Origin of the sequence: Vibrio sp. R-1 (assembly GCF_035615595.1) — a bacterium.
In the GTDB taxonomy this organism is placed as follows: Bacteria; Pseudomonadota; Gammaproteobacteria; order Enterobacterales; family Vibrionaceae; genus Vibrio; species Vibrio cholerae.
On the sequence record NZ_WPDC01000007.1, the window covers coordinates 1 to 18,580 of the forward strand.

At 48.6% G+C, this 18,580-nt stretch carries 17 protein-coding genes; 10 read left to right on the top strand and 7 right to left on the bottom strand.

The features are described 5' to 3' along the window. From GOU96_RS02570 to nfsA, 3 genes are all read left to right on the top strand, one after another. On the top strand, positions 1-205 hold a 205-nt coding region (locus tag GOU96_RS02570; protein ID WP_267780776.1), incomplete at its 5' end, for a hypothetical protein. After that, positions 162-485 (top strand): DUF1904 domain-containing protein, encoded by a 324-nt coding sequence (locus tag GOU96_RS02575; RefSeq protein ID WP_094392777.1) that lies wholly within the window; start codon positions 162-164, stop codon positions 483-485. The genes GOU96_RS02570 and GOU96_RS02575, both read left to right, overlap by 44 nt. A gap of 9 nt (positions 486-494) precedes the next feature. Beyond that, positions 495-1,217: an oxygen-insensitive NADPH nitroreductase gene (nfsA, locus tag GOU96_RS02580; protein ID WP_094392778.1), complete on the top strand. Its 723-nt coding sequence runs from the start codon at positions 495-497 to the stop codon at positions 1,215-1,217. 34 nt (positions 1,218-1,251) lie between these two features. Here nfsA and GOU96_RS02585 read toward each other — a convergent pair whose 3' ends face one another. The 3 genes from GOU96_RS02585 to rdgC all read right to left on the bottom strand — a co-directional run bounded on the left by GOU96_RS02585 (position 1,252) and on the right by rdgC (position 3,974). Continuing rightward, the gene (locus GOU96_RS02585; RefSeq protein WP_001196281.1) at positions 1,252-1,506 is read right to left on the bottom strand and encodes a YfhL family 4Fe-4S dicluster ferredoxin; all 255 of its coding nucleotides are present in this window, start codon (positions 1,504-1,506) and stop codon (positions 1,252-1,254) included. A 2-nt stretch (positions 1,507-1,508) separates the two neighbouring features. Then, positions 1,509-2,909 carry a tRNA 5-hydroxyuridine modification protein YegQ gene (yegQ, locus tag GOU96_RS02590; protein ID WP_000211022.1) on the bottom strand — a complete coding sequence of 467 codons (1,401 nt, stop codon included), beginning with the start codon at positions 2,907-2,909 and terminating at the stop codon, positions 1,509-1,511. Between the two features lie 150 nt (positions 2,910-3,059). Beyond that, entirely contained in the window at positions 3,060-3,974 is a 915-nt protein-coding gene (gene rdgC, locus GOU96_RS02595) for a recombination-associated protein RdgC (RefSeq protein WP_000264258.1), read from the bottom strand. A 235-nt stretch (positions 3,975-4,209) separates the two neighbouring features. Here rdgC and phoB point away from each other — a divergent pair, with 235 nt between their 5' ends. The 3 genes from phoB to GOU96_RS02610 are packed head-to-tail and all read left to right on the top strand — an operon-like array spanning position 4,210 to position 7,196. Continuing rightward, positions 4,210-4,899: a phosphate regulon transcriptional regulator PhoB gene (gene phoB / locus GOU96_RS02600; RefSeq protein WP_000091117.1), complete on the top strand. Its 690-nt coding sequence runs from the start codon at positions 4,210-4,212 to the stop codon at positions 4,897-4,899. A gap of 21 nt (positions 4,900-4,920) precedes the next feature. Then, positions 4,921-6,222 carry a phosphate regulon sensor histidine kinase PhoR gene (phoR, locus tag GOU96_RS02605; protein ID WP_000230244.1) on the top strand — a complete coding sequence of 434 codons (1,302 nt, stop codon included), beginning with the start codon at positions 4,921-4,923 and terminating at the stop codon, positions 6,220-6,222. A 5-nt stretch (positions 6,223-6,227) separates the two neighbouring features. Further along, complete coding sequence (locus GOU96_RS02610; RefSeq protein WP_000952782.1) at positions 6,228-7,196, top strand: PstS family phosphate ABC transporter substrate-binding protein; 969 nt, start codon at positions 6,228-6,230, stop codon at positions 7,194-7,196. A 67-nt stretch (positions 7,197-7,263) separates the two neighbouring features. Here GOU96_RS02610 and ppx read toward each other — a convergent pair whose 3' ends face one another. Continuing rightward, positions 7,264-8,766, bottom strand: coding sequence for an exopolyphosphatase (gene ppx, locus GOU96_RS02615; RefSeq protein WP_000214489.1), 1,503 nt, complete (start codon positions 8,764-8,766; stop codon positions 7,264-7,266). After that, positions 8,747-10,852 (bottom strand): polyphosphate kinase 1, encoded by a 2,106-nt coding sequence (gene ppk1 / locus GOU96_RS02620; RefSeq protein ID WP_267780772.1) that lies wholly within the window; start codon positions 10,850-10,852, stop codon positions 8,747-8,749. The genes ppx and ppk1 overlap by 20 nt, the downstream gene beginning before the upstream one ends. A gap of 198 nt (positions 10,853-11,050) precedes the next feature. Here ppk1 and GOU96_RS02625 point away from each other — a divergent pair, with 198 nt between their 5' ends. The 4 genes from GOU96_RS02625 to phoU are packed head-to-tail and all read left to right on the top strand — an operon-like array spanning position 11,051 to position 16,470. Beyond that, entirely contained in the window at positions 11,051-13,246 is a 2,196-nt protein-coding gene (locus GOU96_RS02625) for an ABC transporter permease subunit (RefSeq protein WP_267780770.1), read from the top strand. Between the two features lie 9 nt (positions 13,247-13,255). Next, positions 13,256-14,902 carry a phosphate ABC transporter permease PstA gene (pstA, locus tag GOU96_RS02630; RefSeq protein WP_267780768.1) on the top strand — a complete coding sequence of 549 codons (1,647 nt, stop codon included), beginning with the start codon at positions 13,256-13,258 and terminating at the stop codon, positions 14,900-14,902. Positions 14,903-14,904: 2 nt separating this feature from the next. Beyond that, positions 14,905-15,726, top strand: a complete 822-nt coding sequence (pstB, locus tag GOU96_RS02635; protein WP_000286625.1) for a phosphate ABC transporter ATP-binding protein PstB — start codon at positions 14,905-14,907, stop codon at positions 15,724-15,726. Between the two features lie 33 nt (positions 15,727-15,759). Further along, positions 15,760-16,470, top strand: a complete 711-nt coding sequence (gene phoU / locus GOU96_RS02640) for a phosphate signaling complex protein PhoU (protein WP_001159461.1) — start codon at positions 15,760-15,762, stop codon at positions 16,468-16,470. 60 nt (positions 16,471-16,530) lie between these two features. Here phoU and ppk2 read toward each other — a convergent pair whose 3' ends face one another. Next, entirely contained in the window at positions 16,531-17,307 is a 777-nt protein-coding gene (gene ppk2 / locus GOU96_RS02645; RefSeq protein ID WP_001086041.1) for a polyphosphate kinase 2, read from the bottom strand. Between the two features lie 202 nt (positions 17,308-17,509). Beyond that, positions 17,510-18,274 carry a copper homeostasis protein CutC gene (locus tag GOU96_RS02650; RefSeq protein ID WP_000877213.1) on the bottom strand — a complete coding sequence of 255 codons (765 nt, stop codon included), beginning with the start codon at positions 18,272-18,274 and terminating at the stop codon, positions 17,510-17,512. Positions 18,275-18,580: the final 306 nt, after the last annotated feature.

Genomic DNA, 18,580 nt, shown 5'->3' on the forward strand with positions numbered 1-18,580 from the left:
TGCTTTCTGGATAAAAGTGCCGTTATCTTGGTTATTCAATTCTTCTAACTCTCTTATTCTGCTTCTTGAGCCTTTAGAACAATGGTTTATCCTTTGTTTTTTGTATGACTCGCACCTCTCCATGCTGGCTGTTATGATGGCAAAAAAGGAGAAAATCAGTTATGCCTCATTTACGTTTTCGCGCAGTAGAAGCGCATATCGTTGAATCGCTAGTCCCCACCTTACTCAATGAGCTTTCCTCTCTACTCAGTACTTCTCGAAATGCTTTTACTTTTGAATTGATTAATACCCAGTATTTCGCCGAAGGAGAGGTTTATCCCATGGTGGAAGTGTTGTGGTTTGGAAGAGAACAGCAAACTCAGGATCAGGTTGCACAGGTGATTACTGATCAGATGCGTCAGTTGCTCGGTGCTGATTCTCATGTTGCTGTAGTGTTTATACCTTTGCAACGCACCGCTTATTATCTTGATGGACAACACTTCTGAGGAGACCGCATGAATCCTGTTATTGATACCATACTTAGCCATCGTTCTATTCGTGCTTTTACCCAAGAGCCTATTTCAGCAACGCAACTTGAGACGATCATTGCTTCTGGTATTGCAGCTTCGTCATCCAGCTTACTGCAAGTGATCTCGGTGATTCGAGTGACCGATGGCAGTATGCGTGAGCAATTAGCAAAGCTTGCTGGCAATCAAGCTTATGTGGTGAGTGCGGCTGAGTTCTTAGTGTTTTGCATTGATTATCAGCGGCACTATGCATTGAACCCGAATGTAAAACCTGAATTCATGGAGCTCACTCTAATCGGTGCTGTGGATGCGGGGATTATGGCGCAAAACTGTTTGTTAGCGGCAGAGTCGATGGGGTTAGGTGGTGTCTATATTGGTGGTTTACGTAATTCACCGAATGAAGTCGATGCTTTGCTTAACTTGCCGCCTTATACCGCGGTATTGTTTGGTATGTGTTTAGGGCACCCAGCTCAGGAGCCAGAGTTAAAACCGCGCTTGGCTCCGAAGGTGATCTTGCATGAAAACCACTACCAGCCTTTGAATAAAGAGGATGTCGCAGAATATGACCGTACCATGGTTGAGTATTACCAAAAACGTTCCGGTAATCCTAAACAGCAGGGATGGTCTGAACAAATTACCGCTAAGCTTTCTGAAGAGTCTCGGCCATTTATGCTCAGCTATTTGCAGCGTAAAGGATTAGCTCTGAAGTAATAAAGAATCCCAGCACTTGGCTGGGATTTTCGATTTACGCGAGCCCCTGAATTACCACGAACTTTTCGAGTAGTTGCTCTTCGGTTTCGCGATGGGCAGGATCGGTGATGATGCAGTTGCTGATGGGACAAACCGACTGACACGTCGGTTTGTCATAATGCCCTTTACATTCAGTGCATAAATCGGGATTGATCTCATAGATCTTATCACCCATTGAAATCGCACTGTTTGGGCACTCTGGCTCACACATATCACAGTTGGTGCATTTGGCGGTAATCAGTAGCGCCATAATTACTTGCCTGTTGGATTACGGGTATCCTGCCCTTGTACTAGGTTACGCATCAGTAGTGCGTAGCTGAGATCCAATTCTTCCGGAACTGGAATGTAAACAAAGTGACCGTTGCCTTTGGCATCATCTGTTGCTTCACCTTTGCGGTTTTCCATCGCTTCTAAAGTGAAGATGACATTGCCTTTTGGCGTCATCAGCTCAAGGCTATCGCCAAGTATAAATTTGTTTTTTACTTCCACTTCGGCCATTGCGCCGCGGCGTTTACCGGTAAATTCACCCACAAACTGTTGAGTGTCGGAAACCGAGTAGCCGTAGTCGTAGTTTTGGTAAGCATCGTGCGTATGGCGACGTAAGAAACCTTCGGTATAGCCACGGTGCGCCAAGCTTTCTAGGGTAGTCATCAGGCTATCATCGAATGGCTTGCCCGCTACCGCATCATCAATCGCTTTACGGTACACTTGCGCGGTACGTGCGCAGTAGTAGAAAGATTTGGTACGGCCTTCGATTTTCAGTGAGTGCACACCCATTTGAGTTAGGCGCTCAACATGCTGTACTGCACGCAGATCTTTGGAGTTCATGATGTAGGTGCCGTGCTCATCTTCAAAGGCGGCCATTTTCTCATCAGGACGATGGCTCTCAGAAAGCAGTACGACATCATCAATCGGTTTGCCGGCCCCAATGGTGGTGTCTGGACGTTCATTTTGAACTTCGATGGCTTGCGCAGCATTAGGGTCAAACTGTTCAACGATCTGACCTGCTTCATCTTCTTTTGCTGCTTCAACTTTGTATTCCCAACGGCATGCGTTAGTGCAAGTACCTTGGTTTGGATCGCGCTTGTTGATGTAACCAGACAGCAAGCAACGACCGGAATAAGCCATACATAGAGCGCCATGCACGAACACTTCAATTTCGGTATTCGGGCATTTTTCGCGGATCTCTTCGATTTCTTCTAAAGAGAGCTCACGAGAAACAATCACACGCTCAACGCCTTGTGAAGCCCAGAATTTCACGGTTGCCCAGTTCACCGCATTCGCTTGTACCGACAGGTGGATCGGCATGTGCGGGAATTCTTCACGAACCATCATGATAAGGCCAGGGTCAGACATGATGAGCGCATCTGGCCCCATATCAATCACCGGCTTAAGGTCACGGATGAAAGTTTTCAGCTTAGAGTTGTGTGGCTGAATGTTACACACCACATAGAATTTTTTACCCAGTGCATGGGCTTCATTAATGCCGATTTGTAGGTTTTCGTGGTTGAACTCATTGTTACGCACGCGCAGGCTGTAACGAGGTTGGCCGGCATATACCGCATCTGCCCCGTAGGCAAAAGCGTAGCGCATATTCTTCAGGCTACCAGCAGGTGAAAGGAGTTCTGGAACAAAGGTTTTTGGCGTTGTCATTGCTTGCTTCTCTTACAATCTGATCTCAAGTCAGGCCAATACCACCTGATGGTATTGGAAAGGGCGCAAATTTTACGTCAAAAACCCTACTCTGCATAGTGAAACTCTCACCACCTCATTTACGCCGAGGTGGTGATATTGAGTCCACGATTAGGCTTCAGGGTGAGGCAGGCCACCTAATGCATTGAATAGATCCGGCAGGAAAACCGACATTTCTCCGCACAGCAGGGAGAAATCGGCATCCAGACGGGCTGCGCGATCTTCACGTGGGATATCATCATTCTGCTCTTTAAGTTCATCGCTGTACGCTAGGCGCTTGATGCTGCAATCTTCCGCAAGGACAAAACGAATTCGGTCTTGCCAGTTGATCGCCAGCTTGGTGACCACTTTATTGGCTTGAATGTGGCTCAGGATTTCATCGCTGCTCAGCTCTTGTTTTTTGCAGCGAATGGTGGCGCCATCATCGAGTAACGATTTGAGCTCCGCTTCTTCCATCAGGCTAAAGCCTTGGGGCAGATTGCCATCTTTCACCCATTGCGTCAGCGTCGTTTCGACCGCTATTTCAGGAATAGCAGGCACCACTGGCAAGCTGCCCATGGTTTTACGCAGTAGCGCGAGCACATCTTCGGCTTTTTTGTAGCTGCCTGCATCGACTAGAATTAATCCTTCGGTTGGCATGATCAACACAAACGTGAGTTGGCTTTTGCTGAAGGCGCGTGGCAGTAAATCGATGACGATGTCTTCTTTCAGCGCGTCTTTTTCTTTTTTCTTCAGTGGGCGGCCTTCTTCGGCTTCCATCGCTTCGACTTTGGCATTGAGCGAATCTTTGATCACCGAAGCGGGGAGCATTTTTTCTTCACGTTTCGCACAGACTAAAATGCGGTTTTCACTGACGTGGGTCATCATGTCGCCGTGTTTACCCAGTGCGGAAACCCAGCCAAACTTCTGTTTATCTTGACTGCCGCAAGGCGTAAAACGAAATTCGGCCAGCTGTTTTTCCAGCTGATCGGCATTGAAGTTAACCTCGCGATTAACGCGATACACCATACAGTTTTTAAACCACATTGTTGTTTTCCCTTGGTTAGAAAGCCAGACATGATAGGGGAAGATGCTGAGAAAGTCTTACCCCGAATGCAAAAAAGAGGCACATCTTCCAGTTGTTACTTTGCTTTGCTTAAGAGGTTTGAATATATGAATTTCGCCTGAACCTTATATGAAAATTTGTTTGCAAAGGTCACAAAAGTGTCATAAACATTTCCCATAATGCATGGCGTTGGTGAAAAACAAAGGTTAATCAATTATGTCTAGAAGGATTCTGGTTGTTGAAGACGAAGCACCGATTCGTGAAATGTTGTGTTTCGTGCTTGAACAAAAGGGCTATCAGGCGGTTGAGGCTGAAGATTATGATTCGGCGATGAGTAAGCTGGCTGAGCCTTTTCCTGATCTCGTCCTGCTTGACTGGATGTTGCCTGGTGGTAGTGGCATCAACCTCATCAAGCATATGAAGCGCGAAGAGATGACGCGCAACATTCCTGTGGTGATGCTCACCGCCCGTGGTGAAGAAGAAGATAAAGTTCGCGGCTTAGAAGTGGGCGCGGATGATTACATTACCAAACCGTTTTCACCTAAAGAGTTGGTTGCCCGTTTAAAAGCGGTGATCCGCCGTGTCACTCCGACGGCGTTGGAGGATGTGATTGATGTTCAAGGTTTGAAGTTAGATCCGGTCTCACACCGTGTGACCGCTAACGATCAGCCGTTGGATATGGGACCGACTGAGTTCAAGATGTTACACTTCTTCATGACACACCAAGAGCGTGTGTATAGCCGCGAGCAGCTACTCAATAATGTTTGGGGCACCAACGTGTATGTGGAAGATCGCACGGTAGACGTCCACATTCGTCGTCTACGTAAAGCCTTAGAAGACGCTGGACATGATAAGCTGATCCAGACGGTGCGCGGCGCGGGGTATCGTTTTTCAACCAAAGCCTAAGAGGGTGTAGAACAAATCAGTATGGTTGAACGTTTAACATGGAAAAAGCTGGCTTGGGAGCTGGCTTTTTTTTACTTGCCATGGATTGTGGTGGGATGGATTTTCGGAAGTATGCCGTGGCTGCTGTTGGCAGCGACGGCTTTGCAGCTTTTCTGGCATTTGAATCATCAAATTCGCCTTTCAGCTTGGTTGTGGGATGAAAAACGTCTCACCCCACCTTCTGGAACGGGAAATTGGGAGTCGCTGTTCAATGGCATTTATCGCTTGCAGCAGCGCCATCGTAAAAAACGCAAAGAACTGACCAATCTTATTCGCCGTTTCCGTAATGGTGCGGAATCGCTCCCAGATGCGGTGGTGGTGTTTCGCAGCGAAGGCAATATCGTCTGGTGTAACCGCCTTGCGCAGCATTTGCTGGGTTTTCGTTGGCCTGACGATGCTGGGCAGCCTATCTCGAACCTGCTGCGTACGCCGGACTTTATCAAATACCTCAAAAAAGATGATTTTACTGATCCGCTCGAAATGCGTTCGCCGCTCAATAGCGATCGCATGCTGGAACTGCGGATAGTGCCGTACACCGAAGGTGAACACCTGATGGTGGTGCGTGATGTCACTCAGCTTAAACAGCTTGAAGGCATGCGCCGTAATTTCTTTGCTAACGTTTCCCATGAACTGCGTACACCGATGACGGTGCTGCAAGGCTATCTGGAAATGACAGAAGATCCGGATGTGCTCGCGGGCCCGATGTGGAGTAAAGCCCATGGTGTGATGACCGAGCAGCTCAACCGGATGAATAGCTTGGTGAACCAACTGCTGACGCTCTCGAAAATAGAAGCATCACCGATGGTCGAACTCGATCAAGTGGTCGATGTGCCAGCCATGTTGGAAGTGTTAGAAAAAGAAGCAGTGAGCCTCAGTGGTGAGGCGCAGCATAAGCTGCATTTTGAGGTGGATAAGAGCCTTAAGGTGCTGGCGGATGAAGATCAGCTGCGCAGCGCGATTTCGAATCTGGTGTATAACGCGGTTAAATATACCCCGCCGGGCGCGCAAATTGATGTGCGTTGGTATCGCACTGGCAAAGGCGCTTGCCTCGAAGTGGAAGATAAAGGAGAGGGGATCGAGCCGCAACATTTACACCGTTTAACGGAGCGTTTCTATCGCGTCGATAAAGCCCGCTCTCGTGATACGGGCGGTAGTGGTTTGGGACTCGCGATCGTGAAACACGCGCTTGCACACCATGACACGCATTTGGATATCTACAGTAAAGTCGGTGTCGGCAGTAAGTTTTCGTTTGTTTTACCTAAGCGGTTGGTGGCGAAAGGATGAGCCGCATGCTAAGTCGCGTTGGTTGGTTGAGTTCATTGGTTTTGGTTTCATCCACCGCTTGGGCGTTGGATGAAGCGCTGCCACACTATGAAAAAGTCAGCGGTATTTCGGGCAGCCTATTGTCCGTCGGTTCGGATACGCTGGCGGGCATGACTACGCTGTGGGTGGAGGAGTTTCAAGCCTATTACCCTGCAGTCAATGCGCAAGTGCAAGCCTCGGGTTCGGCAACTGCGCCGCCAGCATTATCAGAAAGCACGGCGCAGTTTGGCCCGATGAGCCGCCCAATGCGCAGCAGTGAAATTGCCGCGTTTGAAGCGATGCACGGCTACAAGCCAACGGCATTGCGTGTGGCGATTGATGCGGTCGGGATTTTTGTGCATCGAGATAATCCGATTAAAGGGCTGAATTTCCAGCAACTGGATGCGATTTTTTCCGCCACATTGCGCTGTGGTGCCACTCAGCCGATTGTCACTTGGTCTCAGCTTGGTCTGCCTTATGATTGGGCAAAGCGCAATATTCAACTGTTTGGTCGCAACTCGGTATCCGGTACCTATGGCTATTTTAAGCAAAACGCGCTGTGCCAAGGGGATTTCCAGAACCGAGTCAATGAGCAGCCGGGCTCGGCTTCGGTGGTGCAGTCGGTTGCCTCTTCAATCAATACGCTCGGTTATTCAGGGGTGGGTTATCGTGTTTCTGGGGTGAAGCTGCTGCCGATTGCGCGTGAAGGGAATGACTATGTTGAGCCAACTCAAGCCAATATTCTGTCGGGAGCCTACCCGTTATCGCGCTATTTGTATGTGTATGTGAATAAAAATCCTAACCGAGATTTGTCGCCGATTGAGCGCGAATTTATTCGCTTTATGTTTTCACGGCAGGGACAGGCCTTGGTTGCGAAAGATGGCTATTTGCCCATCACTGCGCTGGTGGCAGAGCAAGAGTTAGCCAAAGTTGGCATTAAGCCGATCATCGACTGAGTGATGAAATGAAAAACGCCCAACTTGAGTTGGGCGTTTTTCATCGAATTGCAGTGAGTAGGCTGGCTTAAAACAGCAGTTGCCAGCCGACTTCACGCCAGTATTCTTGCTCTGTTTGTAAGTCAGCATGCAACAACTTATTGTTTTCCAGCCAATCTGGCTGTTCACACTCCAATCGCCACTCATCATCTTTGGCGGATAGGGTCAATGGTGGTAAAGGGTCGTCGTTGCGTTGCCCATTAACCACAATCGCCAGTCGTAGGACTCGAATTAAGCCAATAATGTGTTTTTTCTTAAACAGACTAAAGTCATCCAGCTCATTCAATTTCAGCGATTTACGTTGGAAACGTGCCAAATTGGAGAGCACGAGTTGTTGTTCGCTGTTGAAACCTGCCATGTTGTTATGACGCAAAATATACGCGGAGTGACGATGAAAACCTTGTAAGTTAATGCTCAGCCCCACTTCATGTAGCAGAGCGCCCCATTCGAGCAGGTCACACAGCTCACTACCTTCTGGTAATCCCAACTCATTGGCGACTTGCGCCAAGAATTCACGCGCGTGACCTTTGACTTTGGCGGCATGCTCTAAATCGACCAGATGTTTGGCGGCCAGATTTTCAGTGGTGCGCAAACGGATATCGGAATACTTGAAGCGATCTTCCATCTCATACAGCAGACCTTCGCGCAAAGCACCATCCGAAAAATGCATCTCTTTGATGTTTAAACCATGAAAGATCGCGGAAAGAATGGCAACGCCCGCCGCAAACACGGGTTTACGATCATCGGTTAAGCCGGGCAGTTGTAAATCATCAATGCTGTCCCATTCGCAGAGTTTTTCAATTAACTTGCTCAGGCGCTCAAAGGTGATGAGTCCATCTTCATGACCTTGCCCGATTAACACTTCATGAATCGCTTTGATGGTACCGGAAGAACCAAACGCCATTTGCCAACCTTTCTTACGGTATTTGCTGGCAATGGATTCTAATTTTTGCTCACTGGCGACAATCGCTTGGGCAAAGTTTTTACGTGATAGCTTGCCGTTGGCAAAGTAACGCTCGGTAAAGTTGACGCAGCCCATCTGCTTACTGTTGAGCAGTTCTGCTTCAAAGCCTTTGCCGATGATCATTTCCGTGCTGCCGCCGCCAATATCCACTACCAGCATAGAATCCGCTTGGGGTTGGGTATGGGCAACCCCCAGATAAATCAACCGGGCTTCTTCAGAGCCCGGAATGATTTCAATTGGAAAAGGCAACACGTCGAGAGCGCGTTGAATAAACAGATTGGCATTTCTGGCTTGGCGCAGAGTGTGGGTTGCAGCAATACGTACATTACGTGGCTCAAAGCCTTGCAATCGTTCCGCGAACATCGCCAAACACTCTAAGCCACGTTGGATCGACTCTTCATCGAGATTTTTTTGTTCATCCAAGCCCGCAGCAAGACGAACACGCTGCTTATGGCGGCTAATCAATTGGAGATCTTGATCGACCACCTTGGCGACCACCATATGAAAACTGTTCGAACCCAGATCAATAGCAGCGATTTCTCTTGCGTTACTGACTACTGTTGTCATTCGTTTCTTGTTGCCCTTTTGCTTTACGAGTCTGCTTCTCGACATTCTTAAGATAGTCGTAAATGGCAATCTGAGAGCGTACTTTTCTGCGATTACCGCGCTCTACGTACTGATTGCTCATCTCTTTGTCGATGCGACGCGCTTTGACCGTATCAATGAACTGAATATTAAGGATATCAATGATACGCTGTTTGAGTCGTTCGTCACGAATTGGAGCCATGACCTCAATTCGGTGATCTATATTGCGCTCCATCCAGTCTGCCGATGAGATAAAGACCTGTGGATTGCCATCATTATGTACCACTAACACGCGAGGGTGTTCGAGGAAGCGGTCAATAATACTGATGATCTCAATATTGTCACTGACGCCTTCCACTCCGGGGACTAAAGAGCACATACCGCGGATGATCATGCGGATTTTGACTCCAGCGGCACTTGCACCATACAGCTTATTGATCAATCCCTTATCAACGAGATTGTTCACTTTAAGGGTGATGGCGGCTTTTTTACCCGCCTTGGCGTTGGCGATTTCACTATCCAGTAAACGATAAATTTGGGTACGTGAGTTACGCGGCGATACGATCAGGTGGTTAAACTTGACGGGGCGGAATGGATTTTCGATGTAACCAAATACGGCACGGACTTCAGCGGCGAGCTCTTGGTTGGCGGTGAGCAAGGCAAAGTCGGTGTAAATGCGCGCCGTACGTTCGTGGAAGTTGCCGGTACCAATGTGCGCGTAACGAACGAATTCATCCCCTTCTTTACGGGTAATAAGCAGGAGCTTGGCGTGAATCTTCATTCCCGGCACACCGAAAATAACGTGTACGCCCGCATCGGTCAGAATGCGTGACCACTCGATATTGGCCTCTTCATCAAAACGAGCTTGCAGCTCAACCACCACCACCACACGTTTGCCGTTGTGCACCGCATCGACCAGCGAGTTCATCAATTTGGAGTCTTTGGCTACGCGGTAAATGTTGATTTTGATGCTGACGACTTTCGGGTCAAAAGAGGCTTGGCGCACAAGTTCCGTGATGTGCTCAAAGCTGTGATAAGGGTAGTGCAGTAAAATATCTTGCGCGCGAATCGCATCAAAAGCATTGGCATAGCCTTCAAAGTCAGCACAAGTCATCGGAGGCAAGGGTTTGTTTTCTAAATAATCTCGGCCGACATTGGGGAAAGAAATAAAGTCTTTAAAATTGTGGTAACGTCCACCGGGGATCAAGCTGTCGTAGTGGGAAATTTTCAGCTTGTAGCATAAGAATTTGAGCATGGCTTCGGGCATTTCACGCTCATACACAAAGCGTACCGGAAGGGCGGTTAAGCGCTGGCTTAAGCCTTCTGACATCTGCTCGAGCAAGCTGTATTCGACTTCGTGGCGCAAATCGTACTCGGCATCGCGGGTCATTTTCATCGCGTAACCGTTGAGTGCATCGTAGTCGTAAAAACCGCGGAAAATCTCATCCAGACAGAGACGAATAATGTTATCGAGCAGAATAATGGTTTTGCGCTGTTTGCCTTTTTGCTCAGGTAGCATCACAAAGCGTGGCAGTTGGTCGGTTGGAATCTCGATCAGCGCGTATTTAAATTCATCGCCACTGCGCATTTCGACCGCAATGTAAGCGTATTCGTCTTTTAAAAACTGCATTACATCAATGTCATCACGCAGCATGATAGGGGTCACATGCGGCAGCACTTCTTTGTGGAAATACTTTTTCACCCACTTGAGTTGGATTTCATCGAGTTGCGTTTCGTTGACTAAGAAAATGCGCCGTCTGGCCATTTCTAAAATCAATTCGTTGTAGAGGTTATCGAAGTCTTGGTTGAGTTTGAGGGCTTTGCTTTGCATGCGTGAGAGGAGGTGTTTGGAGATATCATTACCCCCCCGTTCTCGATTGATCAAGATTTGTCGTTTTACGTCAGCAAATCTCACCTTATAAAACTCATCGAGATTATTGGAAAATATTCCCAGAAAACGAATCCGCTCAATCAGCGGTACGGTTTTATCCGCCGCTTCTTGTAGTACGCGCTCGTTAAATGAGAGCCAACTGAGTTCCTTGTCGATGCACAGCTTATCCGCACTCATACTTTACCTTATGCCGTTTTGAGTTGACGTTTTCATCATTAAAGAGCTGCAAACTAAGTGATTTTTGTGACACTTTTATTGCAGTGCCTTTAGTGTCATAGAGTTGTTTTGATTTCAGTAATTTATTGTGAGCTGTAATATAATTGTCACCCAACCGCAATATTATGACACTCCCCAAAACTATAGGTAATCCCAAGCATGGTCAGACAGCCATTTTCATTGAAAGAACGTGATCGCGCGCGGTTAGTGAAAGACCGTGTGGTGCGTTTTGCAGTGACTTGTGGTGGCGTCAGTGTGTTGGGGGCTTTGGTACTGATTTTTATCTATTTAGCCATGGTTGTGGTGCCACTGTTTGGCGATGCGAAATGGCGTGGCGATACTGTGGTTAAGCCGATCTCGATACCAACTCCGCTGTTTATGGCAGTTGGTGCTTACGGTGAAAATGCGTTTTTGATGTCAAATGATGGCGTTGGGCAGTTTTGGTCATTACGTTCCGCCAGCGATCAACCTATCCAGACCCAATCGTTAGGCTTTACGCCTGTATTGTGGGCACAAACACCCGCTGCTCAAGGTTGGTTTGCCTTGGTAGGTCAGGATAACCAAGTGGCCGTTGTGCATCCGCAGCTCTCCCATTCAATGACAGCGCAGGGGCGTGAATTCACCCCGAGCTTGGAACGTTTAGCCTTGCCGGAAGCGTTCCGCTTAAGTGAGCTGACTCTGCAACAATTCGCTTTTGCCTTAACTGCGGAAGCGCTTATTTTTGCCACGTACGATAACGCGCAGCAGATCCAGATTTTGCGTTTGGATCGCGCGACGCAACAAGAGAGTAGCCGTCTGAGTTTGAGTGTGCCGTTCAGCGATCTCAGCCAGTTATTGCTGACCCCAGATGGTAAGACCCTGTATTTGCGCACCCGATCTGAGCTTGTCGTCGCATTACTGGATAAGCAGGGTTATCAGATCCGCGAAATCGTCGATCTCAGTGAAGGCGATAGCCGTCATCAAGTCACGCAACTCTATTTGTTATCAGGGGCGTTCTCTTTACTGGCGGTGCACGAAGATGGTCTGGTGTCACAATGGTTTGATGTGCTGCGCGATGGTCAGCGTCATTTAACCCATATCCGCAATTTTAAGCTCGCCTCAGAAGTGCAGTTTTTGTTGCCCGACACCAACACGAAAGGTTTCTACAGCTTCTATCGCAATGGCACTTTGCAAAGCCATTACACCACGAGTGAAAAGTTGGTGCTGTTTGAGCGTGCTTATCAACAAGCGCCACAGTTGGTTGCGATGTCAGAGAATCAAGCGTATTTGGCGAGTTATGACCAAGGGAAAATTCGGTTAGCGCAGGTGGAAAACCGAAACCCTGAAGTCTCCTTTTCTGCGTTATGGCAAAAAGTGTGGTACGAAAGTTACCCAGAGCCAGAGTTTGTTTGGCAATCCACTGCAGCAACGGACGATTTTGAGGCTAAGTTTAGTTTAGTGCCGATTGCTTTTGGCACCTTAAAAGCCGCTGCCTTTGCCATGTTGTTTGCGATGCCGATTGCGGTCTTAGGGGCGATTTATACCGCCTATTTTATGACGCCTTCGATGCGGCGCGTGGTGAAACCGACCATTGAATTGATGGAAGCCCTACCCACGGTGATTATCGGTTTTCTTGCGGGGCTATGGTTTGCACCGTTTGTGGAGAGCCATTTGCCCGCAGTATTGGCGCTGATGATTTTGTTACCGCCTTCAACCATAGTGCTCGGGTTCATTTGGTCGCGCTTACCCAAAGCTTGGCTGCGCCGTATCCCCAGTGGTTGGCATGCGCTGATTTTAATCCCTGTGTTGATTGGTATATCAGCCCTGATTCTGTCTTACAGTGGTGAGCTGGAAAACGCTCTATTTGCGGGTGATCTGCGCGTGTATTTAGCGCAGCACGGTATCGGTTACGATCAGCGCAATGCGCTTGTTGTTGGTTTTGCGATGGGGTTTGCGGTGATCCCAACCATTTTTACCATTGCGGAAGATGCGATTTTCTCAGTGCCGAAACATCTGTCAGATGGCTCTTTGGCGCTGGGGGCGACACCATGGCAGACCTTGATTTATGTGGTGCTGCTTACGGCAAGCCCTGGGATATTTTCGGCGATCATGATGGGGCTCGGGCGTGCCGTTGGTGAGACCATGATACTGCTGATGGCCACGGGCAATACCCCGTTGTTGGATTGGAATATTTTTGAAGGCATGCGAACCTTATCGGCGACGATTGCCGTTGAACTGCCGGAATCGGAAGTGCAAAGCGCCCATTTTCGTATCCTATTTTTGGCCGCGCTGCTGCTGCTGACTTTTACGTTTGCGGTGAATTCCCTAGCGGAATGGGTACGTCAACGGCTACGAGAAAAATACCGTTCTTTATGATGGAGCAATATGTTGAATTGGTTTAAATCCGGTGCTCCGTGGATCTGGCTGACAGGAGGAGCCGTCAGCGTCAGCTTGATTGCTGTACTTGGCCTATTACTGGTGATTGGTTGGCGTGGCTTAACCTATTTCTGGCCAGCGCCTTTGCTACAATGGCAAACCCCCGATGGAAAAACCGTGGTGGGTCAGCTATACGCTCGTGAAAGTGTACCGGTTAGCCATTTAAAAGAGATGAATTTACCGCTACCAGAAAAAGTTGAAGCGGCAGGGTTGGCGACACGGCTCAATATCAAAGTCGCTAATCGAGATCTATATGGGTCTGATTTTATTGCTTTACTTGAGTTTGAAACTGAATTTAAAGGCGCGCCACAAGGTTGGGCGGTGATTGAGCGCAGCCGAGGCGGGCAACTGTTTGGTAAACCGCTTCGCTTCGATTCTACGACTGGCGAGCTGGATCTGCCGCTAGAGCGCCATCTGCGTCAAGCATTGTTAGAGGCAGAAATCATTCGCGATCAAGTGGATACGATGGTTGAACAGCAAGTGCGGGTGATCAGTAGCCAGTTAGAAAAATTACGCTTGGAAAAACGCCGTAAGCAATTGAATAACGAGCTCAGTGATGAGTTTTTACAACACTACGTGTTAAGCAAAAGCCGTTTAGAGAAAGAGCTCGCACTGGTTCAAACTGAGTTAGATGCGCTCCGAGCACCGTTAGAAAAGCAATTTTTATATCTTGTTGATATGCAAGGAGAGACCGTCTCCGTCCCGCTGAGTGAAATCTTGGATTTCTGGTATCCCAATGATATGAATTTTGCCCAAAAACTCGCGGAGTGGGGCAAGCAAGCGTGGCGCTTTTTATCGGAATCACCACGGGAGTCAAACTCGGAAGGGGGCGTGTTTCCGGCCATTTTTGGAACGGTGTTTCTGGTGATCATCATGTCGATCATTGTCATGCCTTTAGGCGTGATTGCGGCTATCTATCTGCATGAATACGCGCAAGAGGGCGCATTTACTCGGATGATTCGAGTCGCGGTGATCAACTTAGCGGGGGTACCTTCCATCGTATATGGGGTGTTTGGCCTCGGCTTTTTTGTTTACACCATAGGCGCTTCGGTTGATAACCTTTTTTATGCTGAGCGTTTGCCCACTCCGACCTTCGGGACACCTGGGCTGCTGTGGTCTGCTCTGACTTTGGCCGTGTTGACGCTGCCTGTGGTGATTGTGGCGACGGAAGAAGGGCTTTCGCGCATCCCGATTTCGGTGCGCCATGGATCATTAGCACTAGGTGCTACCCAGTTTGAAACCATTTGGCGCATTGTGCTACCGATGGCAAGCCCTGCGATCATCACCGGATTGATTTTGGCGATCGCCCGCGCAGCCGGTGAAGTGGCTCCGCTGATGCTGGTCGGTGCGGTGAAATTGGCTTCCAGTTTGCCTGTGGATGGGGAATTTCCCTTCATCCATCTTGAACGCAAATTTATGCATTTAGGTTTTCACATTTACGATATCGGTTTTCAAACCAACAATATTGAAGCAGCACGACCACTGGTGTACGCCACTTCATTTTTATTGGTCACTGTGATTGTGGCGCTCAACTTAACTGCGATCAGTATTCGTAATAACTTACGCGAAAAATACCGAACTTTGGGGCAAGACTAGTTATGTACTCCGCCAATCCTACTTTGGGCTACTATGTACCGCCGCTGGACGTGAATAATCTTACCGATCAGCAGACGGCGATTTCGATTGAGCACTTAAGCCTGTATTACCAGCAAAGTCGCGCCTTGAGTGATATTTCCATGCGTATCCCCAAAGGTCAGGTTACGGCGTTTATCGGCCCCTCCGGCTGTGGTAAATCGACGCTTTTGCGCTGCATTAACCGGATGAACGATCTGGTGGAAGGAACACGTGTTGAAGGTGAGGTGAAATTGCATGGCAAAAACATCTATCATCCGGATGTGGATGTGCCAACGCTGCGCCGCCGAGTCGGGATGGTGTTTCAGCGCCCGAATCCCTTTCCTAAATCGATTTATGAAAACGTGGTGTATGGACTGCGTTTGCAGGGGATTAAAAATAGCCGTGCGTTAGATGATGCGGCGGAGCAATCTCTGCGTGCGGCGGCGTTGTGGGATGAAGTCAAACATCGTTTGCACGAAAATGCGTTTGGTTTATCGGGCGGGCAGCAACAACGTTTGGTGATTGCCCGTGCGATTGCGATTGAACCTGAAGTCTTGCTTCTTGATGAGCCAACCTCAGCGCTTGATCCTATTTCGACCTTGACCATTGAAGAGCTGATCCACGATCTTAAAACCAAATATACCGTGGTTATCGTCACTCACAACATGCAGCAAGCGGCGCGCGTGAGCGATCACACCGCCTTTATCCATATGGGAAAGTTGATCGAGTACGCAGATACTGACTCTATTTTCACGTCACCATTGAAAAAGCAAACCGAAGACTACATTACGGGGCGATACGGTTAAGCCCTTTTTCAGCCAGTTTAGTAAGGATATGCCATGCAGTTCGGTCGACATATTTCAGGTCAGTTTAATGTGGAATTGGAGTCCATTCGTAGCCAAGTATTAACGATGGGCGGCTTAGTCGAGCAGCAGTTGACCTTAGCCATGCAGGCCTTGCATGAAGATGATGAAAAACTGGCGCGTCGTGTGATTGCCGACGATCACAAAGTCAATGCGATGGAAGTCTCGATTGATGAGGCGTGTACGCGAATCATTGCCAAGCGTCAGCCGACCGCTAAAGATTTGCGCCTTATTATGGCGATCATCAAAACCATTACCGATCTGGAACGGATTGGCGATTCTGCGACTAAGATGGCTTATATCGCCATCGAACGTCCACCGGCCAAACAGCACCAATTCCAAGTTTCACTTGAACCTTTGTGTCGCCAAGCGATTGCCATGTTGCATCAAGTGCTTGATGCGTTTGCTCGGATGGATGTAGAAGCCGCAGCGGAAATCTATAAACAAGATGATAGGTTGGATAAAGAGTACGAAGCGGTCGTACGTCAGTTGATGACCTACATGATGGAAGATCCGAAAAACATTCCACATATTCTGCAAGTCATTTGGTCGGCGCGTGCGATTGAGCGAGTTGGCGATCGCTGTCAAAACATCTGCGAATACATCATCTACTTTGTGAAAGGTAAGGATGTGCGCCATCTTGGCGATCAAGGGATCGACGATGTGCTAAAAAAGCCGAGTTTGTAAGCGGCGCTGTCCGTCAACTTGCCGTTGAGCAGCAAATTGACGGAGTTTGTAGGTAGAGGATTAGTAGCGCTGTGGAACAAAGGTTTGGTCTTCGATGGGGGGCCGTACGTAACCTTGCTTATTGATTTCCGGCAGAGAGATCGGTGCATGCTCAATCTCTTGATACTCAACACTACTGAGTAGGTGGCTGATGCAGTTGAGGCGAGCGCGCTTTTTGTCATCCGAAGGCACCACCCACCACGGGCAGTGTTTGGTATCGGTGTAAGCAAACATCTCATCTTTAGCTCTCGAATAGGCTGCCCAGCGCTGACGAGACTCGAGATCCATTGGACTGAATTTCCAGCGTTTGAGTGGCGTATTAATCCGCTCGATAAAGCGCCGCTCTTGCTCTTCATCGGATACTGAAAACCAGTATTTGAGTAAGATGATCCCAGAACGTTGCAGCATGCGTTCAAATTCAGGGCAAGAGCGCAGAAATTCTTGATACTCTTCATCGCTGCAAAAGCCCATCACCTTTTCGACTCCCGCGCGGTTGTACCAACTGCGGTCAAACAAGACAATTTCACCACCGGCCGGAAGATGGGCGACGTAGCGCTGAAAATACCATTGGGTTTTCTCTTTTTCGGTGGGGGCGGGGAGGGCGGCCACACGGCAGACCCGCGGATTGAGTTTCTCGGTGATGGTTTTGATCACTCCACCTTTTCCCGCGGCATCGCGTCCTTCAAAAATGACCACTAGCTTGAGCTTTTCTTGTTTCACCCACTCTTGCAGTTTGACTAGCTCAATTTGCAGCAGCTCTAATTCACGCTCGTAGACTTTCTTATCCAATTTCGCCATCGCATTCTCTCCTTTGCTAGGTTAAGCATAGCAGTGAGAGCGGCGAAGTTCCGTGGCGGATGATCGTATTTTCCCCTTCCTACTTGAAGCTGCAGCGGTGTTGGCTACGTTCGTTCACCCCAATCACATCGTTTATCTATGCTCATGGGGATGAACTCACTTGCCGCCTACCTGCAACGCCAAGTCGTTTGGATATACATTATTAATGTAGGACAGAATTGAGTGCCGCCAGAGCGTGTACGGTTTGCTGTAACGCATCGCGGCTGGTCACCGGGATAATAAAATCATCACAGTCCGCCGCGCCCATTTTGCTCTCCGAGCGAATAAACAGCATCTCGCTCGGACGCGTGGTTTTTGCGGATAAATGCAGCTCATTGACCCCGGTGGCTAACGCAATTTCAGCCACATTCTGCGCATTAACCCCAGCGCCTGCCATGATTGAAATGCGCCCAGCACTCTGTTTGACCAGTTGTGCTAAACGTTCAATACCAAGATAAGCGTTGCGCGCCAAGCCTGAGGTCAAAATGCGTTCACAACCGAGCGCAATGATCTCTTCTAACGCGTGTTCAGGGTTTACACAGTGGTCAAATGCGCGGTGAAACGTCACACCTAACCCGAGGGAGTGAGCAAGTTCGATTAAAGGTTTGCTGCGTTTCACATCAATCGTGCCATCGGCATTGAGTAACCCTAGTACCACGCCTTGTAAGTTTGCTTGATGCGCCGTACGAATGTCCTGCGCCATGATGCTGAGTTCATCATCGTGATAGAAAAAATCCCCTTCTCTTGGTCTTATCATGGCGTAAACCGGAATCGGTGACACTCTACCTGCGCTGTACATCAACCCGGCGCTAGGGGTTAATCCACCTAGTGCAAGGGATGAACAAAGCTCAATACGGGTTGCGCCTCCCGCGATGGCGTTATGCAGGGATTCAATATTGTCGATACAGACTTCAACTTGATATTTCATCAGGTTAACTCCGGTTGGATAAAGGAAATGGCAGTATCATAGCAGCAGACATCGCGCAGAATGCGCAAGAATAGGGGTAAAGTTTAAGACCCGAATTACCCATTTATACCCTTCCTACTTGAAGCTGCAGGAGGGATATCCCATTCCTGCTGCTTAGCGGCCACTACATAGCAAGTCATCTCGTTTAAGTGTGGGACAGATTCGGTGAAATGAAGAATAGAAAAAGCCCAAAGCAGTGCTTTGGGCTTTTGATGACTTTACTTCTTAACTGATTGGCGTAGCGTTTTCGCTTTATTATTTCCAACC